This is a genomic window from Wolbachia endosymbiont (group B) of Eucosma cana, assembly GCF_947250645.1.
GTDB lineage: Bacteria > Pseudomonadota > Alphaproteobacteria > Rickettsiales > Anaplasmataceae > Wolbachia.
Window position 1 is genome coordinate 1,036,500 of the sequence record NZ_OX366334.1, and the last position, 24,482, is coordinate 1,060,981.

Below are 24,482 nucleotides of genomic sequence, written 5' to 3' on the forward strand. Positions count from 1 at the left end.
AGGATGAACAATTCTTTAAATGCAAAGAAGACTTTAAACATTGACGGGAAGTCATACAACTATTTTAGCCTAAGTAGTGCTAGTGAATTTTTAGGAATAGATACAACTAAATTGCCCTGCTCGCTGAAGGTTGTGCTTGAAAATTTATTGCGCAACGAAGATGGAGTAAGCGTTAAATTAGATGACATAAAGATATTAGCAAATTGCGTCAAGAAACACATTAATCACGAAATTAGCTACAAACCAGCAAGGGTTTTGATGCAGGATTTCACAGGAGTTCCCGCTGTCGTTGACTTAGCTTCAATGCGTAATTATGTGAAGAAAAACGGAGGTAACCCAAGCAAAATAAATCCATCTGTAACTGTTGATCTTGTGATCGATCACTCTGTTCAAGTAGATAGTTATGGAAGCACTTCCGCATTCAGTAAAAATGTTGAGCTAGAAGTAAAAAGAAATTTGGAGAGATATCAATTTTTAAAGTGGGGAGAGTCGTCCTTCACAAATTTTAGAGTAGTACCACCAGGTACTGGAATTTGCCATCAAGTAAACCTTGAGTATTTAGCGCAAGTTGTGTGTAATAATGATGGGGTCATATATCCTGACACTTTAGTTGGTACTGACAGTCACACTACAATGATTAACGGGTTATCAGTCCTTGGTTGGGGTGTTGGAGGCATAGAAGCTGAGTCTGTGATGCTTGGTCAACCAATTAGTATGGTGATTCCAGAAGTAGTTGGATTTAAATTAATTGGCAGACTACCGGAAGGAGTAACTGCGACTGATTTAGTGCTGACGGTTACCAGTATCCTAAGAACAAAAGGTGTTGTTGGTAAATTTGTAGAATTTTATGGTGATGGTTTAGATTATTTATCTCTAGCAGACAGGGCCACTATAGCTAACATGGCCCCAGAGTATGGTGCAACTTGTGGGTTTTTTCCAATTGATCAGAAAACACTCGATTATTTACATTTAACAGGGCGACCAGAAGAGCTGATCAAATTAGTTGAAGTCTATTCAAAAGAGCAGGGATTGTGGCGTAGCAGTAATGAGTTAGCATTTTTTGACACACTAGAGCTTGATTTATCAAGCGTAAAGCCAGTGATGGCTGGTCCTAAAAGACCACAGGATAAGATTTTCCTTTCAGAAGTAGCGGAATCTTTTTCTACATCTTTTCCTATTAATGAGACAAACAGACCTCCGTTGGAACCTATCTATGGCGATCAGCTCCAGAGTGGCAGCGTAGTGATTGCAGCAATAACAAGCTGCACTAACACCTCAAATCCAAGTGTGATGATTGCTGCAGGTCTTGTAGCTCGTAATGCAATTAAACTTGGATTAAAATCAAAGCCTTGGGTTAAAACTTCTCTTGCTCCAGGGTCACAAGTTGTGACAGAATATTTAGAAAAGTCTGGATTGCAGGTAGATCTAAATGCTTTGGGTTTTAATCTAGTTGGATATGGCTGCACAACTTGCATTGGAAATTCTGGTCCACTTAATAAGGATATAGAGGATGATATAAAAAACAAAAACTTAACTGTTGCTGCAGTTTTGTCTGGCAATCGTAACTTTGAAGGAAGAATTCATCCGTTAGTCAAAGCTAATTACTTGGCATCTCCGCCACTTATTGTTGCATATGCACTTGCAGGCACTGTGCAAATTGATTTGACAAAAGATTCAATATGCAAAGATAAGAATGGAAATGATGTCTATCTCAAAGATATATGGCCAACAAATAATGAAGTTGAGAGCTGTGTTAAAAGTGTTGTGACGCGTGAAATGTTCATACAAAAGTATAAGGATGTTTTTTCTGGTGATGAGCATTGGCAAAAGATAAAGTGTGAGAAAGGTGAAATCTATGATTGGGACGCGAAAAGCACTTATATACAAAACCCTCCCTATTTTGATAATTTATCGACTAAGAACAATGGAAGCAACATAGTTGATATAAAGAATGCGCAAATACTAGCGATGTTTGGCGATAGCGTCACTACCGACCACATTTCCCCTGCTGGAAATATTGCCTCAAATAGTCCTGCAGGCATATATTTAAAAGGTCTTGGAGTTGAACCGCAAGATTTCAATTCATATGGATCTCGCCGCGGTAACCACAACGTAATGATGCGTGGAACCTTTGCTAATATCAGAATAAGAAATAAAATGGTGAGCGCTGAGGGTGGCTATACAAAACATATTCCTTCTCAAGAAACTATGTCAATTTTTGATGCAGCAATGCAATATAAAAGAGAAGCTGTTCCATTAGTTGTCATTGCAGGAAAAGAATATGGTACAGGTTCAAGTAGGGATTGGGCAGCAAAGGGTACTTCATTGCTGGGAATTAAAGCTGTGATTGCAGAAAGTTTTGAACGCATACATAGGTCCAATTTGGTCGGTATGGGTGTTCTTCCACTTGCATTTCAGGATGGAGTAACGAGAAAGATATTTGATGGTAGTGAGATAATAAGCATAAAAGGTGAAGTAGTACCAAATGGAAATCTAGAATGTATCATTAAAAGAAAGGATGATTCAGAGCAATCCATTCAACTCAAGTGCTGTGTACAAACTGCAACTGAGGTTAAGTACTTGATTAGTGGTGGAGTGTTGAGCTATATACTTGCGCAGTCTATAATGCACCCATTTGTCTAGACCATTTTTTTCAAAGTGATCCGATTTTTAAAATGAATATGTTGATAAATACGTCGACACACATTTAAAGTATTTATCAATATATTCATTTACTGTTTATGATAATAAAGATCAGCAGGAACTTTATAATGTAGAGTCTGATGTCGCCTTCTATAGTTATACCAAGCAACAAAATCATTTATTATAAGATTTAAATCTCTGATACTATTTGGTCTATAATAATATATAGCTTCTTGCTTTAAAGTTCTCCATAAGCGCTCAACAAATATATTGTCGAAGCAACGTCCTTTATGGTCCATACTGATTTTAATATTAGCACGCTCTAATTCCATAATAAAGTTGTAGCTAGTAAACTGCACCCCCTGATCACTATTAAAAATCTCAGGTTTACCTTGTTTTAGAGCTTCTTTGAGAGTATAAAGGCAAAATCCAGCATCGAGATATGGTGATAATGAATGAGCAATAATATAGCGACTATACAAGTCCATTATTGCCACAAAATAGATAAACTTACCTTCTACCATAATATATGTTATATCAGTAGCCCATACCTGATTAACTCTACAAATAATCAAATCTTTGAGTAAATAAGGATATATTTTATGCTTTTTTTCTTTAATACTTGTATTACATCTTTTTCTACAATACAGCCCACTAATCTTCATTTTTTTCATAATTCTTAAGATTTTTTTGTGATTGACTACTACTCCACTCGCTATGATTTCAGCAGTAATTTTACGATATCCATAACGGCAATCAGAAGCCAAATATACTTCTTGAATCAAATTTGCTACTTCACTTTCGTTATTAATTATAGGCCTATAATATAGGCTAGATCTGCAAATCCCCAATAAATCAGCCTGTTTCCTAATTGACAGATCAGAATCTTTTTCTATAAACCTTACTCTATCTTTTTTGCTTATTTCAGTAATTTTTTTTTCAAATAGCTATTTTCCACTGTCAATTCTCCTATTACTTTATGTAAACTTTCTATTTCTTGCGCTAAGATTCTTTGTTTTCTCGCACTTTCACTTTCTTCAACAAATAGGTCTTTTAACCTTGCCAATACTCTATCACGCCAATCATATAGATTTGTTGATGGTATTTTATATTCACTACATATCTCAGCTGTGCTTTTTTGATTTTTTATTGCTTCCAAAGCTATCTTTGCTTTTAACTCTGGTTCATATTTTTTTGTTGCCATACTTTTACCCCTTTACCTTCCTACTCGGATCAACCATTTTTTTTTGGTCTAGTTTATGGGGTGCATTATAGTCCTTTTGAGCTATCACAGTCATCAACTAGGTTTTTTGAATCGATTCTGGCTCTTTATTTAAATAATAATTTATTCGATGTAAAGTTATGATATAATCTTATCTTATATATGGTAAAGGGTGTTTTGTAGATAATTATGATCAGTTCTATACAAGAACCTAACGCATTACGAAAACGATTGCAGGCATTTTATCGTGCTGATGAAAAAAGTCACGTACGCTATCTTGTAGAAAAATCAGAACTTTCGGCTGATTCAAAAAACATAATTTACAATATTGCAAAACAAATTGTCGAAAAGATTAGAGGTAGTAAATTAGGCATTATAGATTCTTTTATACAACAGTACTCACTTTCTAACGAAGAAGGAGTAGCGCTAATGTGTCTTGCTGAATCATTACTTAGAATACCAGACGATTACACAATAGATGAATTGATCAAAGATAAAATTGCCAACCAAGAATGGAATAAACACCTGGGGCGTTCCTCTTCATTGTTTGTTAATGCTTCTACATGGAGTTTAATTATAGGAAGCAGTATATTGAGAAACAATGAAGAGGATTCAAAATTCTATCACATAATTTCCAGGTTATTGAAAAATTTAGGAGAGCCAATAATCCGCAAAGCGGTGAAACAAGCAATATCCATTCTTGGCAAGCATTTTATTGTTGGAGAAACTATAGAAAAAGCATTGGAAAGTGTGAAATCAGATGACTACAGTAAGTATTTATGCTCTTTTGATATGCTTGGTGAATCTGCTTGCACAGTTGAGGATGCGGAAGAGTATTTTAATTTATACATGCATGCAATAAAAGCCATAGGTGAATCTGCTGACATAAATGATTGCTTTAAATCTCAAGGGGTTTCAATCAAATTGTCTTCACTGCACTCACGTTATGAATTTAGCCAATTTGGTAATATAGCTGAAGAGCTGAGAGCTAAGTTGCTGGAACTGTGTCATGAAGCGAAGAAATATAACATTTCACTTTGTATAGATGCAGAAGAATCAGAAAGACTTGAGATGTCATTAGTTTTATTTGAGCAATTGCGTCTTGATGATTCACTTTCTAAGTGGGAGGGGCTTGGCTTGGCTGTGCAAGCGTATCAAAAACGTGCTTTATCTGTTCTTGATTTTGTTGAAGATGTTGCCATTCGATCAAAGCATAAAATTATGGTGAGGCTTGTAAAAGGAGCATATTGGGACTCAGAAATCAAGCGCACACAAGAATTAGGGTTAATTGGTTATCCGGTGTTTACTAGAAAAAGCCACACAGATGTATGCTATCTTGCCTGTGCGCAGAAACTTTTAAGCAAAGAGAATCACTTTTATCCATGTTTTGGAACTCATAATGCTTATACTTTTGCTACTATAATAGAGCTTGCCGATAAAAATCATCCTGGGTTTGAGTTTCAGCGCTTACATGGAATGGGTAAAAGTTTGTATGATTATGCAATTTCAGAACTTGCAACAAGCATCAATTGTCGTATATATGCACCAGTTGGTAAACATAGTGATTTATTGCCATACCTTATTAGGCGCCTTCTTGAAAATGGAGCTAATAGCTCGTTTGTCAATCAAGTAAATGATTCTGACGTTAAAATTGAAGAATTAGTCTCAGATCCATTAGAAAAAGTAAAAAGCTTAGAATATGAGCCTCATCCAAGCATTCCGTTGCCACGAGATATTTTTGGAGAGGAAAGAAAAAACTCCTTGGGAATGGATATTAGCGATTCAATTGCAGTTTCACAATTTGCAAATGATGTAAGGGAATTTAGTGAAAAGAAATGGCAAGTTGGCCCAATAATTGATGGAGAGTCGTTTCTTGACAGTGCGAAATTTACCGAAGTAGTGAATCCTGCACATTTGGAAAATATAATTGGAGAAGTGTCAAGTGCAACAAGCGATCAAACTTTAAACGCTCTTGAAATAGCACATAGTGCTTTTACTAAGTGGCAGAATGTTTCAGCAGTAGAGCGCGCTAAATACCTCGAAAAAGCTGCAGATTTGCTTGAGGAAAGGATGAAGGAGTTAATTTACATTCTGATTGTGGAAGCAGGAAAAATTTTATCCGATGCAATAGCAGAAGTAAGGGAAGCAGTTGACTTTCTGCGTTATTATGCAATGATAGCAAAGAATGAACTGAGCGACTGGAAAAAATTGCCAGGTCCAACAGGTGAAGATAACTTCATCTTTTTTGAAGGCAGGGGAGTTTTCTTATGCATATCACCATGGAATTTTCCACTTGCTATTTTTCTTGGGCAGGTTTCAGCTGCACTTGCAGCAGGTAATGCAGTGCTGGCAAAACCGGCAGAGCAAACGCCGATTATTGCCTATGAAGCCGTTAAGATACTACACGAAGCTGGAATACCAAAAAATGTGCTACACCTTATTCCAGGGGATGGTTGGTATTTAGGTAAAACATTAGTGCCAGATAATAGAATTTCCGGTGTAGCTTTTACTGGTTCAACACAAACTGCTCAAATAATTAATCGAATGCTTGCTAGTAGAGATGGTCCTATTGTGCCACTTATCGCTGAGACTGGTGGATTAAATGCTATGATTGTTGATAGTTCTGCTCTTTTAGAGCAGGTAACTAAGGATGTTTTAATTTCTGCATTTCGCAGTGGCGGTCAACGTTGTTCTGCTCTCAGAGTGCTATTTATTCAAGAAGATATAGCAGAAAAACAAATAAAAATGATATGCAATGCAGCTCAAGAACTAAAGATAGGTGACCCAATACAACTGAGCACAGATATTGGTCCAATAATTGACAAAGCATCTATTGATATGCTCACTAAACATACGGAAAAGATATCAAGGGATGAAGATTCAAACCTTTTGTTTAAGGTACCCATGGATACAAATTCTTATAATGGTTATTTCTTTCCTCCGTACATTTATGAGATACAAAAAATTTCGCAATTAAAGCAAGAAGTGTTTGGACCTATTTTACATATCATACGTTTTAATAAGTCGCAGTTAAATGAAGTTATAAGTGATATAAACAATACAGGATATGGACTTACGTTTTCTTTGCAAAGCCGTGTACAAAGTCAGATCGATTTAATAAGCAAGAAAATATCAGTTGGAAATGTATACATCAATCGCAATCAAATAGGTGCAGCAGTTGGAATGCAACCATTTGGCGGTAGAGGACTGTCAGGTACCGGACCAAAAGCTGGTGGTCCTAATTATCTGCAACGTTTTTCTATAGAAAAGGTTGTAAGTGTCAACACTACAGCATGTGGCGGTAACATTACACTTGCGTGTTTGGATTGATTTGCAATTTCTAAATTGGAAGTCCGTGCAGTTGTGTATGCAGTACTAAAACCTAAAACTCATACACTGAAAGGATAGTTGTGATTCTAAGGAGGATTCAAAGAAAGTCTTGTCTTTAATAAAAGAAAAAGGTTGCTATAATTCTGATAAAAGCACTATAAACAAAATGAATGTAAAAAATATCTTATTAGCGTTTTTAGTACAATTTATATTCGATTTGTCATTATTTGCGGCTGATCCTATTTTGCTTAATTGTATTGAAACTCCAGGGATTTATGATCTTGAAACAAGGCCAAAAAGCTTTAACTCTTCAAATAATTTAAGAAGAAAACCTGGCTCTCCAAATAATGCAGCAGGAGAATTAATAAATGTAGTGGGTAGAGTTACTGATGTAAATTGCTTACCGATACAAAATGCTGTGGTTTCTATATGGCACGCAGACTCACTTGGCATGAGCTATTATGATGAAAATGTGGAGCTTGATCCAAATTTTGCTGGATCAGGAAGATTTGTAGTAAATAACCTTGGCTATTATAATTTTATTACAATAGTACCAGATAAAATTGGTGATAGGGCTCCACACATCAACTTTTTGGTCCAACATCCAGATTTTCCAGAATTCACAACACAAATGTTTTTTGCTGATCATAATTGCGATAACTGTGATGATCTTCTTCTTGGTAATCTTATTGAGAGTGGACTTGCAAGCCTTCTGATAGCACCATTTACTTATAACAATCAGGCCATGAAGACCTACACATTTAATATAACCCTAGGTGGGCATAACAAATTTTCTGATAAAAGATAAAGCCCTTGCATATCAGGGGAGTTCATAGTAGTCTTAAGCGCTATTGTACTTAAAATGTATATGAAAAATATCTTACTAATGTTTTTACTATGTTTTATGTGCAGCTTACAATTATTTGCAACGGAGATGTCAACGATGAAGATAACAATTTCTAAAGCTTTACCCGATTTTGAGACGCTAGTGGTAGGTTTGTTTGAGGGTGATAAGCTCATAACTAATGTTCTACAAGATAAGCAAGCTATAGATAACATCAAGAAATTTAGTGGTTTTAATGGAGGTTTTGGTGAATTTTTCTCCGTTACTTCATCAGAGGGAAAAAATATTATAGTTGCTGGTCTTGGAATGAGAGATGAATGGGATGAAAGCAAAGGATTAAATATTGGTGGTAAAATATATTGTGAGCTAAGCAGATTAAGAATAAAGCGAGCAGCTATTTCAATCGAGGGCAGTACAGCAAATGTTGCATATGGAGCATTTCTGCGCAGTTTCAAGTTTAATAAGTATAAAACTAAAAAGGATGAAAAAATTACAGAAGTAGAGGAAATTACATTATTAGTAAAAGATGAACAGTTAAGTAGCATTGAAAAATCATTTGAGCGTTTAAAACACGAAGGTGAAGGTATCTTTCTTGCACGTGCTTTTACTACTGAGCCACCTAATATTTTATATCCAGAGTCTTACGCTAATCGTATAAAAGCTGAACTTACTAAACTTGGTCTTGAGGTTGAAGTGCTTGATAAAAAGCAAATGGAAGAGAAAAAAATGGGAGCCCTGCTTGGAGTAGCGCAAGGAAGTAGTAAAGAGCCAAAGTTAGTGGTGATAAAATGGAATGGGGCTTCTCAAGAACAAAAACCAATAGCTTTTATAGGCAAGGGTATAACGTTTGACACTGGTGGAGTGTCACTTAAACCCTCACGCGGTATGGAGTCAATGAAATATGACATGGCAGGTTCTGCTACTGTAGTTGGAGTGATGCGTACTCTAGCTGGGCGAAAAGCAAAAGTAAATGCAATTGGTGTGGTTGCACTTGCAGAAAATGCAGTGGATGGTAATGCTCAAAGACCGAGCGATGTAGTCACTTCAATGTCTGGACAAACAATAGAAATATTAAATACCGATGCAGAGGGAAGACTAATACTTGCGGATGCTTTATGGTATACACAAGATAGATTTGCACCGAAATTTATGATCGACCTTGCAACTTTAACTGGTGCTATAGTGGTTGCACTGGGAAATAATGAATATGCTGGTCTTTTTTCAAATAACGATGAATTAGCGAATCATCTGATTGATGCAGGAAATGAAGTAAATGAGAAATTATGGCGCTTTCCTATGAATGAAACTTATAACAAAATTATTGATTCGCCGATTGCTGATGTGCAAAATATAGCTCCTGCAGGTTCTGGTGGAGATAGTATAATGGCTGCACAGTTTCTACAGCGTTTTGTAAACGACACTTGTTGGGCACATTTAGACATTGCAGGCACTGCTTGGCACGAAAAAGGCACTGATATTTCTCCAAGAGGGGCAGTAGGTTTCGGTGTAAGGTTGCTAAATAAGTTGGTTGAGAAGTACTATGAGATTAATAATTAAGGATCTTTGTATTGAGTTTATAGCTTAATTTACGGCTACATGAATGTCTATTTATAAGACGTAGAAAATGATATCATCAAAGTAACTTACATTTTCTTTTTTGGGGATTCTAAAGTTACACACTTGAGCAGCATCAAGAGAAAGTATTTTGTTCAAATGATGATTGTAATGATGGACTATTAAAACTTTAAAGCTATTTGGTATTGACGGTATATACTTAAGTGTTAGAATAAAATAGGAAGTTTTTAGGAGTTTATATGGCAGCAGGCGGAAAAGCGAAAACAGCTAGTAAAAATAACCCTACTCAGCGTAAGAAAGCAGAACAAAAAATGTATAAGGATAAACCGGTAAAGCCGGTTAGATATATAGACCGTGATTCACGTATGAACTATATGTCTGCTCAATACGATAACGGCAATCTAGTTGAAGATGAGGTAAGCGGCAATCCTATAAAGTGGGAAGCTGTATAGTAGTTGTGGTTAAAGTTACTATTAATTCTAAGGAATGTGAAGTAGAGCATGGGCTCACTATAATTCAAGCTTGTGAAGTTGTGGGCGTTGAAGTTCCGCGGTTTTGTTATCATGAGCGTTTAGCAATTGCTGGTAACTGCAGAATGTGTTTGGTTGAAGTTGAGGGTGGCCCTCCAAAACCAGTAGCTTCTTGTGCAATGCCAGTTGCAGAGGGTATGGTTATTCACACGGATACTCCCAAGGTAAAAAAGGCGCGTGAAGGTGTGCTTGAGTTTTTGCTAATAAACCACCCGCTTGATTGCCCAATTTGTGATCAAGGTGGTGAATGCGATTTGCAAGATATCACGATGGCTTATGGTAAAGGAATCAGCAGACTTGATGAATATAAGAGGGCTGTGCCAAAAAAACATTTTGGTCCGCTGATTGAAACTGCAATGAACAGGTGTATTCATTGCACTCGGTGTGTTAGATTTTTGTCTGATGTTGCAGGTACAAATGAACTTGGAGGAATTGGAAGGGGAGAAAATATAGAGATTAGTACTTACATAAAAAGGCATATTAGCTCTGAATTATCTGGGAATATTATAGATCTTTGCCCGGTGGGAGCTTTAACTTCAAAGCCCTATTCTTTTACAGCACGTCCATGGGAGCTATTACATTGTGAAACTATAGATGTGCTAGATGCTGTGGGAAGTAATATTAGAGTTGATTGTCGTGGTCCTGAAGTTATGCGAATATTGCCAAGACTCAATGAAGAAGTGAACGAAGAATGGATATCAGACAAAACTCGTTTTGCTTACGATGGACTCAAAGTACAACGCCTCGATCGACCTTATATAAAAAAAGAGGGCAAATTAATTCCAGTTGATTGGAATGAAGCATTGGCTTTTGCTGCAAAGAAACTAAAGAGTACGAAATCAAACAAAATAGCTGCAATTGCAGGTGATTTAGCAGATTGTGAGTCTATGCTTCTACTCAAAGAAGTGATGCAGAAGCTTGGTTCGGGGAATATAGACTGCAGGCAAGATGGTGCAAATCTTATATCAAGTAATCGTGGATCTTATGTGTTCAATACCACTATTCAGGGTATAGAAAGTGCAGATTTATGCTTGCTAATCAATACGAATCCAAGGATAGAAGCACCAATCATTAATGCAAGATTGAGAAAGAGATATTTACAAGGCAATTTTCCTATTGCAAGCATTGGCCCTAACGTTGAGTATTTATACCATGTTGAGAGGTTAGGCAATAACCCAAATATCTTAGACGAAATAGCAAAAGGAAATCATAAATTTTGCAAGCTGCTGAGTGTTGCCTCAAATCCTATGCTCATCATCGGTCAAGATGCATTAGTAAGAGATGATTCTGAATCAATTTTAGCGCTAACTGGCAAAATTGCAGAAAAATTTAACATGATCAGAGATAACTGGAATGGCTTTAACGTACTGCATAAGGCTGCAGCAAGAGTTGGTGGACTCGATATTGGATTTGTTCCTAAAAAAGATGGAAAAGATATTAGTCAAATACTAAAGCAAGCAGAAAGTGGCGAGGTGGAAGTTGTTTATCTTCTTGGTGCAGATGAAATTGATACATCAAAATTAGAAAATACATTTGTAATTTATCAAGGCCACCATGGTGATAGGGGAGCGCATATAGCAGATGTCATTCTACCTGGAGCTGCATACACAGAAAAATATGCAACTTATGTAAATACTGAAGGGCGAGTACAGAGAACAAATTTAGCTGTTTTTCCTCCTGGTGAAGCAAAGGAAGATTGGTTGATTATAAAAAATTTATCCCAATATTTGGGTCTTTCCTTGCTATATGATAGTTTATTTGACGTGAGAAAAAAATTAGACACTGTTGGCCTACAGTTTAAAGATGCTGACCAAGTAGTAAAAAATAAATGGGTGTCGATTGCCTATGATGAGATCAAATTAAGTAATATCCCTTTCACTCTAAAAAAGTGTAATTTTTATATGACAGACTCAATAAGTCGCGCTTCAAAAATAATGGCGGATTGTACTAAGACTTTTTATGAATACGCTAGTTAACATCTTATTTGTTTTAGTACCGCTACTGCTTTCAGTTGCATATTTAGTATATTTTGAGCGCAAAGTTATTGGTGCAATTCAACTGAGACATGGTCCAAGTGTAGTAGGGCCATTTGGTTTATTGCAGCCGTTTGCAGATGCTATCAAATTGATAATTAAAGAGCCGATAATACCATTTAGAGCAAACACAATACTGTTTATTATGGCTCCAATGATCACCTTTATTTTAGCATTAATTTCCTGGGCAGTTATACCATTTGGAGCTGAAATAACTACAGAAAATGGACAGCAGGTAATAATCCCTAAGGTAATAGCAAATATTAATGTTGGAGTGCTTTATGTGCTAGCTATATCCTCTTTGGGAATATATGGCATTATTATTGCAGGCTGGTCTAGTAATTCTAATTACGCATTTCTTGGCGCTATAAGGTCAGCTGCTCAAATGATTTCATATGAAGTTTCAATAGGTCTAATAGTTGCTACAGTTGTTATTACAACTGGCACATTAAATCTTGGAGAGATGGTGGTAGCGAAACATAATATGCCATTTTGGATTGATTTATTACTAATGCCTATAGGAATGATATTTTTTATTTCTTTGCTTGCCGAAACTAATCGTCACCCATTTGACTTACCAGAAGCTGAAGCAGAGCTCGTCTCTGGGTATAACGTCGAGTATTCATCAATGCCTTTTGCTCTCTTTTTCTTGGGAGAATATGCAAATATGATTTTAGCAAGCGCTATGATGACAATATTCTTTCTAGGAGGGTGGTATCCTCCATTAGAGCTTAGTTTGCTGTATAAAATTCCTAGTTTAATCTGGTTTGTTTTGAAGATAGTTGTACTTTTGTTTATATTTGTTTGGATTAGAGCTACAATACCTCGTTATCGTTATGATCAATTAATGCGTCTTGGTTGGAAAGTATTTTTGCCAATATCGGTACTTTGGGTTATACTCATTTCAGGAGTGTTGCTTTTTACTGGGAATTTGCCTGGATCCAATGTTTAATTTCCCAAATACAAGGTTAAGGCGTAGGCGCTCAGGCAAGTGGATTCGCAATTTAACAAGTGAAAGCACTTTATCAGTAAATGATTTGATTTTTCCCTTATTTGTTCATGACGGAGAAGAAACAATTGAGCCAATTTCTGGCTTACCTGATATCAAATGTTATTCAATAGATGGATTAATTTCTATAATTCAGAAAGCTAAGGACTCGGGGATTAATGCTGTTGCAATTTTTCCTGTAGTTGATAGTAAACTAAAATCTGAAAACGCCGAGGAAGCGTACAATCCTGACAATTTAATCTGTAAAGCAATTTGTGCTGTAAAATCAAATGTACCGGATATTGGCATTATTGCAGACATTGCACTAGACCCATACACTACTCACGGTCATGATGGCATTTTAAAAAGCAGTAGGATAGATGTAGAAAATGACGAGACTGTGTCAGCATTATGTAAGCAAGCACTTGTTTTAGCAAAAGCAGGATGCGATATAGTTGCTCCTTCTGATATGATGGATGGCAGGATAGGAAAAATAAGAAAAACATTGGATGATAATAACTTTCAGAATGTGTCAATATTGTCCTATGCAGTAAAGTACTGTTCTAGCTTCTATGCGCCATTCAGGCAAGTTGTCGGTTCGTGCGCATCATCAAATTTCATCGACAAAAGTGGTTATCAAATGGATTATAGAAATGCACGTGAAGCAATCTGCGAAATCGAAATGGATATAGATGAAGGTGCAGATTTTATTATGATAAAGCCAGGTATGCCATACTTAGATGTAATAAAAATAGCAAATGAAAAGTTCAATTTTCCGATTTTTGCTTACCAAGTAAGCGGCGAATACGCAATGATAAAAGCTGCAGCAAATAATGGATGGTTGGATTATAACAGAGTGATTTATGAGTCCTTAATTGGTTTTAAACGTGCAGGTGCAAGTGCAATATTTACCTATGCTGCACTTGATGTTGCAAAAAATTTGGTATCTACTTAGCAGTCTGGAACATCTAAGTAGGTAGCTGGCTGAAGTGACTTGACAAACCTTCCCACTTTCCTTATCATATCAATAAGAGTATTTATCCTTGTTTTTAATCTCTGCAGATTTAACAACAAAATTCAGTAAAAAACTCAGGTATATATTGGCAGATTACATAAAATTATAGCGGCTGCATGTCTTTTTTATTTTTTCTACATTCAGCCAAAATGCGCTTAAAATAAGCGTTAGCACATTATTACAATGCCAATTTACATTATTATAGGGTCAAAACTCACTACTAGGGAATTCTTTTGCCTTTTTCTCGCTTGGTAAATTTTTTAATATTTATAGTTAAAGCTTCAGGCCAGCGCGTGACGCATAGCTATACGGAGATTAAAGATGTCATTCAAGTAGCTGACACTGGAATCCAGGAATTTTTTGAGCACAAAGGAGATCTTATTCTAAGTTTTTATTGGTAAGAAAGGCTGGATCCCAGTGTCAGCTACTCGGATGACAAGAAGGGGATAGCACTGGGATGACAAAAAAGGAGGCTACTAGTATAAAGGGGCAACGGTTTAGATCGTTTTTAACTATTTGCCTTTTTTCTATGCAAGAAGTGTATTGATAAGTCCATTACAATTCAGTATTGTGAAAAATATAAGTCAAGTGTTAGTTAGGACATGGGGATTTTTTTTCAATTTTTGGGTAAGATGCTAGGCAAGGTTTTTCCTGCCAAAATAGTAAGCTCTTTTTTAGGAGTAGGATATTTACCGGGTTGGCAGCATTATTGGTCTTCTTTTCTAATATTATTTATTACCGACATTATATTAATGCTTACATACGGAGGTGATTTTATACTATATAAAATGCCGAATTCAGGCATAGTTGTAGCTGCTATTTTTACCAAGCTAGCAATAGTTATGTTAGTGCTGCAATTAGTTGCAATATCCATTTTTCACATTCAAGATCCTTCAGCCAGCAGTGATGAGAATATAGTAGTACAAATAGCATCAGGACAGGTGATGACTGTTGCGCTTTCGATGCCGGCAATAATGTCAATTTATTATATTGTAAGTAAATTCTATTTAAGTATATGCAAGGCAATACTTAAATGTCCATTTTGGTTTAATGATCTTATGCATTTGTTCTTTTTCTTTATAATACCTTATTTATTTTTTAATATTGTAGAAGTAATAAAACCATGGCCGATAAGTACGATACAGCTTAGTTATAACAATGCAATATCAATCACATTTGAAGGGATTTTTCATGTGTTTTATGCAGTGATTTTATTGTACTTGACTGCATTTATATTCTGCGATCTGACTATGCATGATGCGATTGTTCTAAACAAAAGCATATTTGAGTATGTAAAAGAAAGTTCAATAGCCTTGAGTGACTATTTTCATGGCACTATTAAAAAAATAAGTATAGAATAGTACTTATTTGCTTATGTATTCAGTTTAAAAGATATACAGTTTGCGTGAATCTACAGGATATAATAAAGGGATTACAAGATTTTTGGGCAGATGAAGGGTGTACTATACTTCATTCATATACGTCTGAAGTTGGAGCTGGAACACTACATCCCGCAACAATCATGTCAGCAATTGACGAAAAATCAACAAAAATTGCGTATCTACAACCAGTAATAAGACCTACAGATGGGCGTTATGGCGACAACCCTAATCGCTTATATCAGCATCATCAATACCAAGTTATAATAAAACCATCTGGCAGCAATTTGCAAGATGTTTACTTAAATAGCTTAAAAGCTCTTGGTGTATCGACAAAAGAATATGATATTAAGTTTATTGAAGATGATTGGGAAAACCCAAGTGTTGGTGCATCCGGTCTTGGTTGGGAGGTTACATGCAACGGAATGGAAGTAACACAACTTACTTATATACAGCAAGTGGGAGGTATTGACTGCAGAATAATTCCTGGTGAAGTAGCATATGGGTTAGAGCGTTTAGCAATGTGCATACAGGGTGTAGATAATGTTTACGACATAATGTGGAACGATAATGGTGTAACTTATGGAGATATTTTTAAACAAAGAGAGCGAGAGTTTTCTTACCTGGCACTTGATTATTATGATACTAAAGTAGTACAACAGCAGTTTGAGGATACAGAAAAACTGTGTAAATTCCTTGTTGAAAAAGAATTGCCGATAGCAGCTTATGACCAATGTATTAAAACGAGCCATCTACTTAATCTACTTGATGCAAGAGGTGTGCTTGGTGTGAATGAACGTACAGCCTATATTGGTAGAGTGAGAGAGTTAACAAAAAAATGCTGTGAATTATATAGAGCAAAGTAGAATATGTTGTCACAATTATTGTTTGAATGTCTTTCAGAAGAAATTCCATCAAGAATGCAGAATTCATCTGCAGCTCAGGTTAAGAGCTATATCACTAATGCTTTTAGTAAAAATAATGTGAAATTTGCATCTATAGAAGTTTATGTGACTGCACGTCGCATTGCTCTTTTTATTGATGGCATAAGTGCTTTAGAGCTAAAAGATTCTAACAATGAAATTAAAGGACCAAGAGTTAATGCACCGAAAAGTGCTATCGAAGGTTTTTTGAGAAAAAATCGGAAAGGTGAAGAAGATTTACTCATTCGCAAAGTAAATGATGAAGATTTTTACTTCATTAAGAGAGAAAGCTGCTTATTTAACATCAACGGGTTTCTCAAAAATCAACTGGAGGAAATGCTAAAAAACTTTTCTTGGCCAAAGAGTATGAGATGGAGTGAAAGAAAAGAGAGATGGGTTAGGCCAATTAAAAATATTCTATGTATTTTAAATGACGAAATAATACCTATATCTTTTGCAGGGGTTACAGCATGCAACGTGACGTATGGTCATAGGTTTCTTTCAGGTGATGCAGTACTTACTGTTAAAACACCCAAAGACTATTTTGAATTGTTAGAAAAAAATAATGTCATTCTCCAGTTGGACAAAAGAAAGCAATTTATACTAGATCAGATTAATAAGTTTACAAAAGAGGAGAACTTACAACTTGAAAAAAATGATTATTTACTTAATGAATTGGCAGGGCTTATAGAGTGGCCAATAGTATTATTTGGTAAAGTAAAATCATCAGAATTACCGAAGGAAGTAATACTTAGTATAATTAATACGCAGCAAAAGTATCTTGCTTTAAGTGATGGACAGAAAATATCACATTTTGTTACTGTTGTAAATGTTAACAATAATGAAGTTGTCAAAGGTCATGAAAGAATATTAGAAGCACGTCTTGCTGATGCCCAGTTTTTGATATCTCAAGACAAGAAGGAAAACCTAGATTACTATGTCAAAAAATTGAGCTCTATTTCATTTCATGCTTCGCTCGGTAGCGTAGAAGAAAAAGTGAAGCGTATTATCGCTCTTTCAAAGTATATAGCGATATTTATTCCACATGCTTCATTAATTAAAGTTGAACGTGCTGCATATTTAGCAAAGGCAGATCTTGCAACGTTGATAGTGAAAGAATTTCCGGGATTGCAAGGAGTAATGAGTGGATACTACGCTTCTTATTTTCAAGAAGATAAAGAAGTAGTAGAAGCTATAACTGAGCACTATAAGCCAATTGGATCGGAGCAAGAATGTCCTAAATCTCCTACTGCGATTGCTGTAGCTATTGCAGACAAGATGGATAGTTTGGTTGGTTTAATTGCAGCAGGTGAGAAAATCTCTGGTTCGTATGATCAGTTTGGTTTGCGGAGAATGACAATTGGTATAATTAGAACAATACTTGAAAATAATTTGCATATTCCAATTAGATTGCTGATAGATAAGTCAGTATCTTTATGTTCAAGACTTCTATTGAATAAAAATATAACTCCAGTTGATAAGCCAAGTGAAAAACAAATTTCAGAACTAGTATTTAAATTCTGCTTAGAAAGGTTCAAGATTATTTTAAAAAATAGAAATATAAGGCAAGATGTTGTAGATTCAATACTATATAAAGTCGATATTAATGATCTGCTGAAAGCGGAAAAGCAAACTGTGATATTGGATCGTTATCTTAGTACAAAAGAAGGTGAACAGGTTCTAAGCACTTATAAAAGAGCCAGTAATATGATGGGCAAAGTGAGAAAAAGTGATGGCACTACTTATAATGCATCTTACAGTAAGAAGTTTTTGATTGAAAATGAGGAGATTGCGCTATCAAATTGTGCTATAGCTGCTTGTAAAAACATAAAACAAGCGATAGAAAATAACGACTTTAATACAGCGCTTGATGAACTTGCTCGTTTTGCTCCATTTATCAATCAATTTATGGACAGTGTAAAGATTAACTGTGATTCTAATGAGCTTAGAATAAACAGGTTATCTTTGCTTGCAAATGTTGTTTCTACCTTTCATTTAGTAGCAGAGTTTAACCTTATACAGGTTAAACAATTGATAAATGCTCAGGCAATATAAGGAACAAATCAAATCATCTCCACAATCCTGTGGCGTTTATAAGATGATTGGAGATAAGAGTAAGGTTTTATACATTGGTAAAGCAAAAAACTTGAAGTCGAGATTATCTGACTACCTTCAATTCGAAAACCTTTCTGAACGAATCAGAGTAATGATCTCACAGGTTATTAAGGTTGAAATATTCATCACTGAGAATGAAATCGAAGCATTGCTTCTTGAAGCACAGTTAATAAAATCGTTAAAACCATCTTATAATATTTTGCTTAGGGATGGAAAATCTTATCCTTATATAACAATTTCTAAGCATGATTATCCAAGAATAGCGAAATATAGAGGTAAGTTTAAGAAGAATGAGTTTCATTACTACGGCCCTTTTCCATCTGCTGCTGCTGTTAAGAACACTATATTATCATTGCAAAAAGCTTTTCTCTTAAGAGTATGTTCAGATCAATATTTCTCTTCAACAAAAAGACCATGTCTTGAGTATCAAGTTAAGCGCTGTTCAGCACCATGCGTAGATAAAATTACAAAAGATGATTACTGCAAATCAGTAAAACAAGCACAAGATACTCTGCTAGGAAGGAATAAAGAAGTGCAAAGACAGCTATTTTCTACAATGGAAAAGTGCAGTAGGGAGATGAACTACGAGCTTGCTGCTGTCTATAGAGATCGATTGAAATTTCTTCAGCAGATTCAAATGCAGCCAATGGATTTTTCTTTTGAAGAAGATGCAGATTTCTTTAGCGTTGTACGTGAGGCAGACTTAGCATGCATTGGTGTACTATCTTTCAGAGATAAAGGTAACTATGGAAGCATTCCTTACTTCATTGAGAATTGTAGTGATCATTCAAATGATGAAATTTTATCCACCTTTTTGGTCAATTTGTATAATCCAGTTAACACACCACCAGCGCAAATTTACGTTCCATATTCTATTGTGGATAAGGAAATTATAGAACAAGCACTGTATGCTCTTACTCAAAAATCAATAAAAGTTTTGCATGCGAAAAATAGTAAAGAACGTGATTTGTTGAATTTTATTTACAATAATTCTCAGCATAGTCTAGAACAGAAGCTTACTGATTATAGAAATAACCTAGAAAAGCTCGAAGAGCTTAGGAAGATTTTCTCGTTACCAAATATTCCAAAGCGTATCGAGGTTTATGATAATAGCCATATATCTGGAAATCAACAAGTTGGTGTGATGATTGTTGCAGGGCAGGAAGGTTTTTTAAAAAGTGAATACAAAAAATTTACTATAAAAGAAGAAATTTCAGGTGATGACTATAAAATGATGAGAGAAGTGCTGACTAGACGTTTCTCTGGCAATATAAAAGATATAATCCCTGATTTTTTACTGATTGATGGCGGTCCAGGACATGTTTCCATAGTGCAGAATGTGTTGGAAATATTGAATATAAAAGTTCCTTTTGCTTGTATGGCAAAGGGTCATGATCGTAATGCAGGAAATGAAAGATTTTATGTGCCGGACAGAGAAGAATTTACTCTAGCAAGTGACAGTAAGGTCATGCTTTATTTACAATTGCTGCGTAATGAAGCTCACCGTTTTGCGATAACTTCGCATAGAAAAAAACGCGATAAACAGTTTTTTGCTTCACAATTAAGTGAAATATCCGGTGTTGGCAGTAAAAGAAAGAAGGCACTCATGTCTCATTTTGGTTCTGTAGAAAATATAAGCAAAGCTTCTCTAGCTGAAATTCAAAACGTACCTGGAATTAGTAAAGGTTTAGCAGAAATCATTCTTCAACACGTGAATTCTAAGAAAGGTACTCCTAAATAGGTACTCTAAAATTAACCTTTATTTCTTCTTAATAAGACATAAAAAGCTCCTTTGCCACCATGTTTTTTTATGGCTTGCTGATAGTATAAGATCATATTTCGAACTTTTGTGTCATTCAACCACTTATTTAAGCTATTCTTTATAGTGTCTATTTTATCTGTACTATTACCATGCCCCGTAATTACCAATAAGCACCTATTCCTTGCTTGATAATTTTTGATAATAAAATCTATCAATTTACAATAAGCATTATCTATACTATAGCCGTGCAAATCGAGTTTATCGCTTATAAAATATTTACCCCTATCGATCTTTAATTTTGTATTGTAGTCAAGACAAAATGATGAATCACCATTATCAGTATTAAGAAAATTTTCTTGTAAACTAGAGGCACCTTTATCAATCATAGATTTTATATTTACTTTGTGATCAACTTTCAAAGTAACTTTTCCACATTCTATTGGCTTAACATTTTTTTGCCAATCTAATACCAATTCTCATTGTTGTGGAGTCAAATAGGAAACAGAGCAGAGTTGTTTAATTGTAGAAGTAGCAAGAGAGGTAAGAAATTTGCATAAAGTGCTCTCAAGCAAAGCAATAGTACTGTATATTTTATTGCGCAAAATGTTCTGTTTTATATATAACCAAAGCCTCTCAACAGGATTAAGTTCAGGTGAATATGGAGGTAGGTATATAATCTCAATGTTTTTAGGTACCTTTAAATTTTTTGACTTATGCCAACTAGCACAGTCCATAACAAGAACAGCTTCTCTTGTCCCTAGATATTGCAACATTTGCTCAAGAAATATATTCATGCAATCAGTGTTAACATTTGGTGCAAATAAGCTAAAACTCTCTCCATTTTTAGGATTAACTGCACTGTAGAGATAAAAATTATGCCTACCTAACTTTATTTTAACCCGAGTTCTAGTACCTTTTTTAAACCATCCATGCCCAACTTTCGAATGTGTGCCAAACCTTGATTCATCAAAGAAAAATAGCTCTTTTTCAGGATACTTTCCAATAACTTCATTGAGATTTTTTTTTGAATTCCTCTTGTTTACTTTTATCTTGTACGTTGTGTACTGGTCTTGGTGTAATATATGAAAATTTCATCTTTTGCATATGGCGGTGTACTGTAGATTTGCTAATATTTAAGTCGAACTTTTCCTGTATTCTTATTCTCATTTCTTTAATGGTAATATTAGGGTTTTCTTCTATCCATGCTTCAATTTGCTGTAGTTGAGCCTGATTTAATTTAGTTTTTCTTCGGCGTGATCGAGGAGCAAACAGTTTTTCTTCTCTGCCAAATTTCAAGAGTTTTATCCACGAAGTTAGTGCCTTTCTTGAAATGCAATATATTTTTGCTACAGACGTTATACTGTACTTTTTTGCTGCAATTACAGCGTTTAGTTTTTTTGAAACATATGCATTATTCCTTACTTTCTTCAGCATCTCTTTTGCTGATTTTACTACTTCTTCATCCAATAATTTTGATCTGAGTGCCATTTATACCTAAACTATTTCACTTATTTCATTATGGCTTTTCTTCCATTATTGTCTATCTGTTTCCCGTGTAACGGGAATTGGTATTACCTTGGAGATGAGGGTGGTAAATGTTACTACAAAGGAGAAGCTGATGTTTTTGCTGAGATGTATGTCTATCAGCAAGGTGGCGTTCATAACCTTCAGCATGAATTTGCACATGGTTTAACTTACTTGGCTACAGGAGGAAAATCTCTACCTACAGTATTAATGGAGGGAATTGCAGATTACTTTGAACATCATTCAGATCACAAGTTCAATGCTCAAGGGTCAAGCATTGATAAAACTGAAGCCGCAAATTTGGATCTAGGTGGAATTTTAAATTTACAATACTCAGCCAATGGTGAAGAAAACAGTTTAGTGTATAAAACTGGTCATGCGTTGATAATGTACTTACAGGAAAAAGATCCTAGTTTATTAAGAGACTACCTAGATGCTTTACGTCAAGGTAACTCAGATGAATCAAAAAGTTTCTTGAAAGACATAAAAGGACATGATGCTGACTTCAAAAGTTGGCTTGCTGAGAATGATACAGAAACTGCAATGGAACATCTCAACGCTTTGCAAGTTACAAAAGGAGATTTTATAGCAACTGGTCAAGAAATAGTGGGTGGAGAAATTAAAAACATATCCTACTATAAAGCAAATATAGAAAAGATAGATGGAGAAAACGTTGGAAGTTTTTCTCCTGTAGAACATGTTGCATTTTATGATGTTGCTCGTGCTATTAATAGGGCAACAAATGATAACCTCGATATATCAAAGGAATATCATTTTTTAAAGGTAGTAAAAACTACTGATGGGCAGGTTAAGCTGACTTACTCTGATCAACAAGGTAATGAATATCAAAATAGTCAAGAGTATAAAATGCAAGCTTTGAGGATATTATCAAAACATGGTGAAGATCTTAGAAAATCTTACTATGATGGGAAAGAAGACTTAGATAAGCAGAAGGATATAAAATATAATGATGTGTTGAAAAGCCTGTGTGAACAGGAAGAAACACAGCGTCATGATGCATACGAACAATACAAAAGAGGAGAGATCTCTTATGAGAAATTTGTAGAAAAATGCAATTCAGCCAGCACTAATTATCATAATGAAGATAAGAGATTATATAATGCTACACAGGACAAATATACACAACTGAAAGATGATTTGCTTGATAAAACCATAAACGCTGGCTTGAAACAAGTAAAAGAAACTCAGAACATTGACGTAGAAAAGATGTTAGAAGAGATGGTTAATATCGATCCAAACTTGATAAGAGGTACAAATCATATTGATCTACAAGAAGGCAAGTTTTTTTCTATGCAAGCTCTTGGTCACGGAGATATGGGTGCACTATCTATATATGATGGGAATACAAAGCTTGGAGAGTTGTCGAGCGAATCGGGCTTTTTTAAGCAAGTTGAAGGTCAAACTAAAGAAACTTTTGTTTTTGAGGACATATTGCACAACTTGAATACTCAATATGACGGTGGTGCTTATATGGCTATTACAAAAGAAAATGGTCATTATAAAGCTTCTTTAATAGACGGTAGAACAGTTGAACGTGATGAATACTTTGATGAAGCACATTTACATGAAAATGAATTGTTGCATCCTAGCACTGGACACATTCAAAAAGATTTAGATTCTCTGCTTCTTAGAGGGACCAAAATTCTAAATCATCAGGATTCAAAGCATGCTCAATATTCTGATGAGCAAAGAGAAAGCGGCGTAATCGTAGAAAAAGGAACATTATTGGATGATAAAGGGACTGATAGAACAGACGACGATGTATACGAAGCGGTTGTAAAGCAAGGAGGCGAAAATCTACATGCATTCAAAAATATGGGTTTCTATATTACTGAAGAGATAAAAAATGAAAGAGGTGAAGTTATAAATGAAAGTAACTTGTTCATTCATGATCATGGAAAAAACATAAGGTTTCAATTGCCAGGCAATGTTACTCACCTAAAATTGGTGGAAAAAGATGGACAATATAAATTAGCACCATCTGATTCTGAAGGAAGAGAATATAGTAGCATACCAGACGAATACAAATATATTGACCCAGTATTTGCACATGAATATGAAAAGAGAGATTATTCTCATAAACATATAAATGTGGGCCTTATAAACTTAGAAAAATATGCCTCTGGTAAACTTTTTACCATTAAACATGATCCAAATGATTATCAGATACAAAGAAACTCGAGTGGTGAAATAGTGAGAATCAACAATCAAAGATATTTCACTAAAGTAAAACTATTTGATGGTGATACTGATGAAGAAATTGGAATGTTATCTAATAATTTCCATAACTTCAAAGGAAAAATATTCTTTTCTGCTGATTATAACTACAGTTATAACGATTTCCTATCATCTGTTTCTCCTCAAGTTGAAATTGAGGATATGGGAAATGGAAGTAAAAAAATAACTTTTGATCAAGGTGATGGCGATATCGGTGACACTAATAGAGGCTACACTGACTATCAGAGAATATTCACAAAAGAGAAACAAACCGAAAGTCCAAAAGGGCAAGTAAGTGAAACTAATACCAATTCCCGTTACACGGGAAACAGATAGACAATAATGGAAGAAAAGCCATAAT

At 35.2% G+C, this 24,482-nt stretch carries 16 protein-coding genes; 13 read left to right on the plus strand and 3 right to left on the minus strand.

Features of this window, described 5'->3' with window-relative positions; genetic code table 11:
* Window positions 1-3: 3 nt before the first annotated feature.
* Window positions 4-2,643: an aconitate hydratase AcnA gene (gene acnA / locus OOK99_RS05105; protein ID WP_264719605.1), complete on the plus strand. Its 2,640-nt coding sequence runs from the start codon at window positions 4-6 to the stop codon at window positions 2,641-2,643.
* 89 nt (window positions 2,644-2,732) lie between these two features.
* On the opposite strand, the gene OOK99_RS05110 is transcribed toward acnA, so the two are convergent.
* A protein-coding gene (locus OOK99_RS05110) for an IS3-like element ISWpi17 family transposase (RefSeq protein ID WP_214303219.1) occupies window positions 2,733-3,847 on the minus strand; the annotation gives its coding sequence in 2 pieces (ribosomal slippage) (window positions 2,733-3,574 and window positions 3,574-3,847; 1,116 coding nt in all).
* A 207-nt stretch (window positions 3,848-4,054) separates the two neighbouring features.
* Between OOK99_RS05110 and putA the strand changes: the two genes are divergently transcribed.
* The 11 genes from putA (at window position 4,055) to uvrC (ending at window position 20,338) form a co-directional block, all read left to right on the plus strand.
* Window positions 4,055-7,195, plus strand: a complete 3,141-nt coding sequence (putA, locus tag OOK99_RS05115; protein WP_264719606.1) for a bifunctional proline dehydrogenase/L-glutamate gamma-semialdehyde dehydrogenase PutA — start codon at window positions 4,055-4,057, stop codon at window positions 7,193-7,195.
* Between the two features lie 166 nt (window positions 7,196-7,361).
* Window positions 7,362-8,003, plus strand: a complete 642-nt coding sequence (locus tag OOK99_RS05120; RefSeq protein WP_319803441.1) for a protocatechuate 3,4-dioxygenase — start codon at window positions 7,362-7,364, stop codon at window positions 8,001-8,003.
* 135 nt (window positions 8,004-8,138) lie between these two features.
* Window positions 8,139-9,596, plus strand: coding sequence for a leucyl aminopeptidase (locus OOK99_RS05125; RefSeq protein ID WP_010404380.1), 1,458 nt, complete (start codon window positions 8,139-8,141; stop codon window positions 9,594-9,596).
* Between the two features lie 257 nt (window positions 9,597-9,853).
* Window positions 9,854-10,066 carry a hypothetical protein gene (locus OOK99_RS05130; RefSeq protein WP_006279675.1) on the plus strand — a complete coding sequence of 71 codons (213 nt, stop codon included), beginning with the start codon at window positions 9,854-9,856 and terminating at the stop codon, window positions 10,064-10,066.
* 5 nt (window positions 10,067-10,071) lie between these two features.
* Window positions 10,072-12,120 carry an NADH-quinone oxidoreductase subunit NuoG gene (nuoG, locus tag OOK99_RS05135; RefSeq protein WP_264719608.1) on the plus strand — a complete coding sequence of 683 codons (2,049 nt, stop codon included), beginning with the start codon at window positions 10,072-10,074 and terminating at the stop codon, window positions 12,118-12,120.
* Entirely contained in the window at window positions 12,104-13,129 is a 1,026-nt protein-coding gene (nuoH, locus tag OOK99_RS05140) for an NADH-quinone oxidoreductase subunit NuoH (protein ID WP_264719610.1), read from the plus strand. The genes nuoG and nuoH overlap by 17 nt, the downstream gene beginning before the upstream one ends.
* Window positions 13,122-14,120, plus strand: coding sequence for a porphobilinogen synthase (gene hemB / locus OOK99_RS05145; RefSeq protein WP_264719612.1), 999 nt, complete (start codon window positions 13,122-13,124; stop codon window positions 14,118-14,120). Before nuoH ends, hemB begins: the two co-directional genes overlap by 8 nt.
* A gap of 662 nt (window positions 14,121-14,782) precedes the next feature.
* Window positions 14,783-15,541 carry a phosphatidylglycerophosphatase gene (locus OOK99_RS05150; RefSeq protein ID WP_264719614.1) on the plus strand — a complete coding sequence of 253 codons (759 nt, stop codon included), beginning with the start codon at window positions 14,783-14,785 and terminating at the stop codon, window positions 15,539-15,541.
* A 44-nt stretch (window positions 15,542-15,585) separates the two neighbouring features.
* Complete coding sequence (locus OOK99_RS05155) at window positions 15,586-16,425, plus strand: glycine--tRNA ligase subunit alpha (protein WP_264336887.1); 840 nt, start codon at window positions 15,586-15,588, stop codon at window positions 16,423-16,425.
* 3 nt (window positions 16,426-16,428) lie between these two features.
* A complete protein-coding gene (gene glyS / locus OOK99_RS05160; protein WP_264719615.1) occupies window positions 16,429-18,537 on the plus strand; it encodes a glycine--tRNA ligase subunit beta in 2,109 nt (702 codons plus the stop codon).
* A complete protein-coding gene (uvrC, locus tag OOK99_RS05165) occupies window positions 18,521-20,338 on the plus strand; it encodes an excinuclease ABC subunit UvrC (RefSeq protein ID WP_264719616.1) in 1,818 nt (605 codons plus the stop codon). The genes glyS and uvrC overlap by 17 nt, the downstream gene beginning before the upstream one ends.
* 11 nt (window positions 20,339-20,349) lie before the next feature.
* On the opposite strand, the gene OOK99_RS05170 is transcribed toward uvrC, so the two are convergent.
* Together OOK99_RS05170 and OOK99_RS05175 are read right to left on the minus strand one after the other, a co-directional pair.
* Window positions 20,350-20,832, minus strand: a complete 483-nt coding sequence (locus tag OOK99_RS05170) for a Smr/MutS family protein (protein WP_264719617.1) — start codon at window positions 20,830-20,832, stop codon at window positions 20,350-20,352.
* Window positions 20,833-20,835: 3 nt separating this feature from the next.
* Window positions 20,836-21,847 (minus strand): IS630 family transposase gene (locus OOK99_RS05175; protein WP_264719384.1). Its coding sequence is split into 2 segments (ribosomal slippage): window positions 20,836-21,384 and window positions 21,386-21,847, totalling 1,011 coding nucleotides; the frame shifts between segments, so codons are not numbered across the junction.
* Between the two features lie 30 nt (window positions 21,848-21,877).
* Here OOK99_RS05175 and OOK99_RS05180 point away from each other — a divergent pair.
* On the plus strand, window positions 21,878-24,457 hold the full coding sequence (locus tag OOK99_RS05180) for a peptidase M2 (RefSeq protein WP_264719618.1): 2,580 nt from the start codon (window positions 21,878-21,880) through the stop codon (window positions 24,455-24,457).
* Window positions 24,458-24,482: the final 25 nt, after the last annotated feature.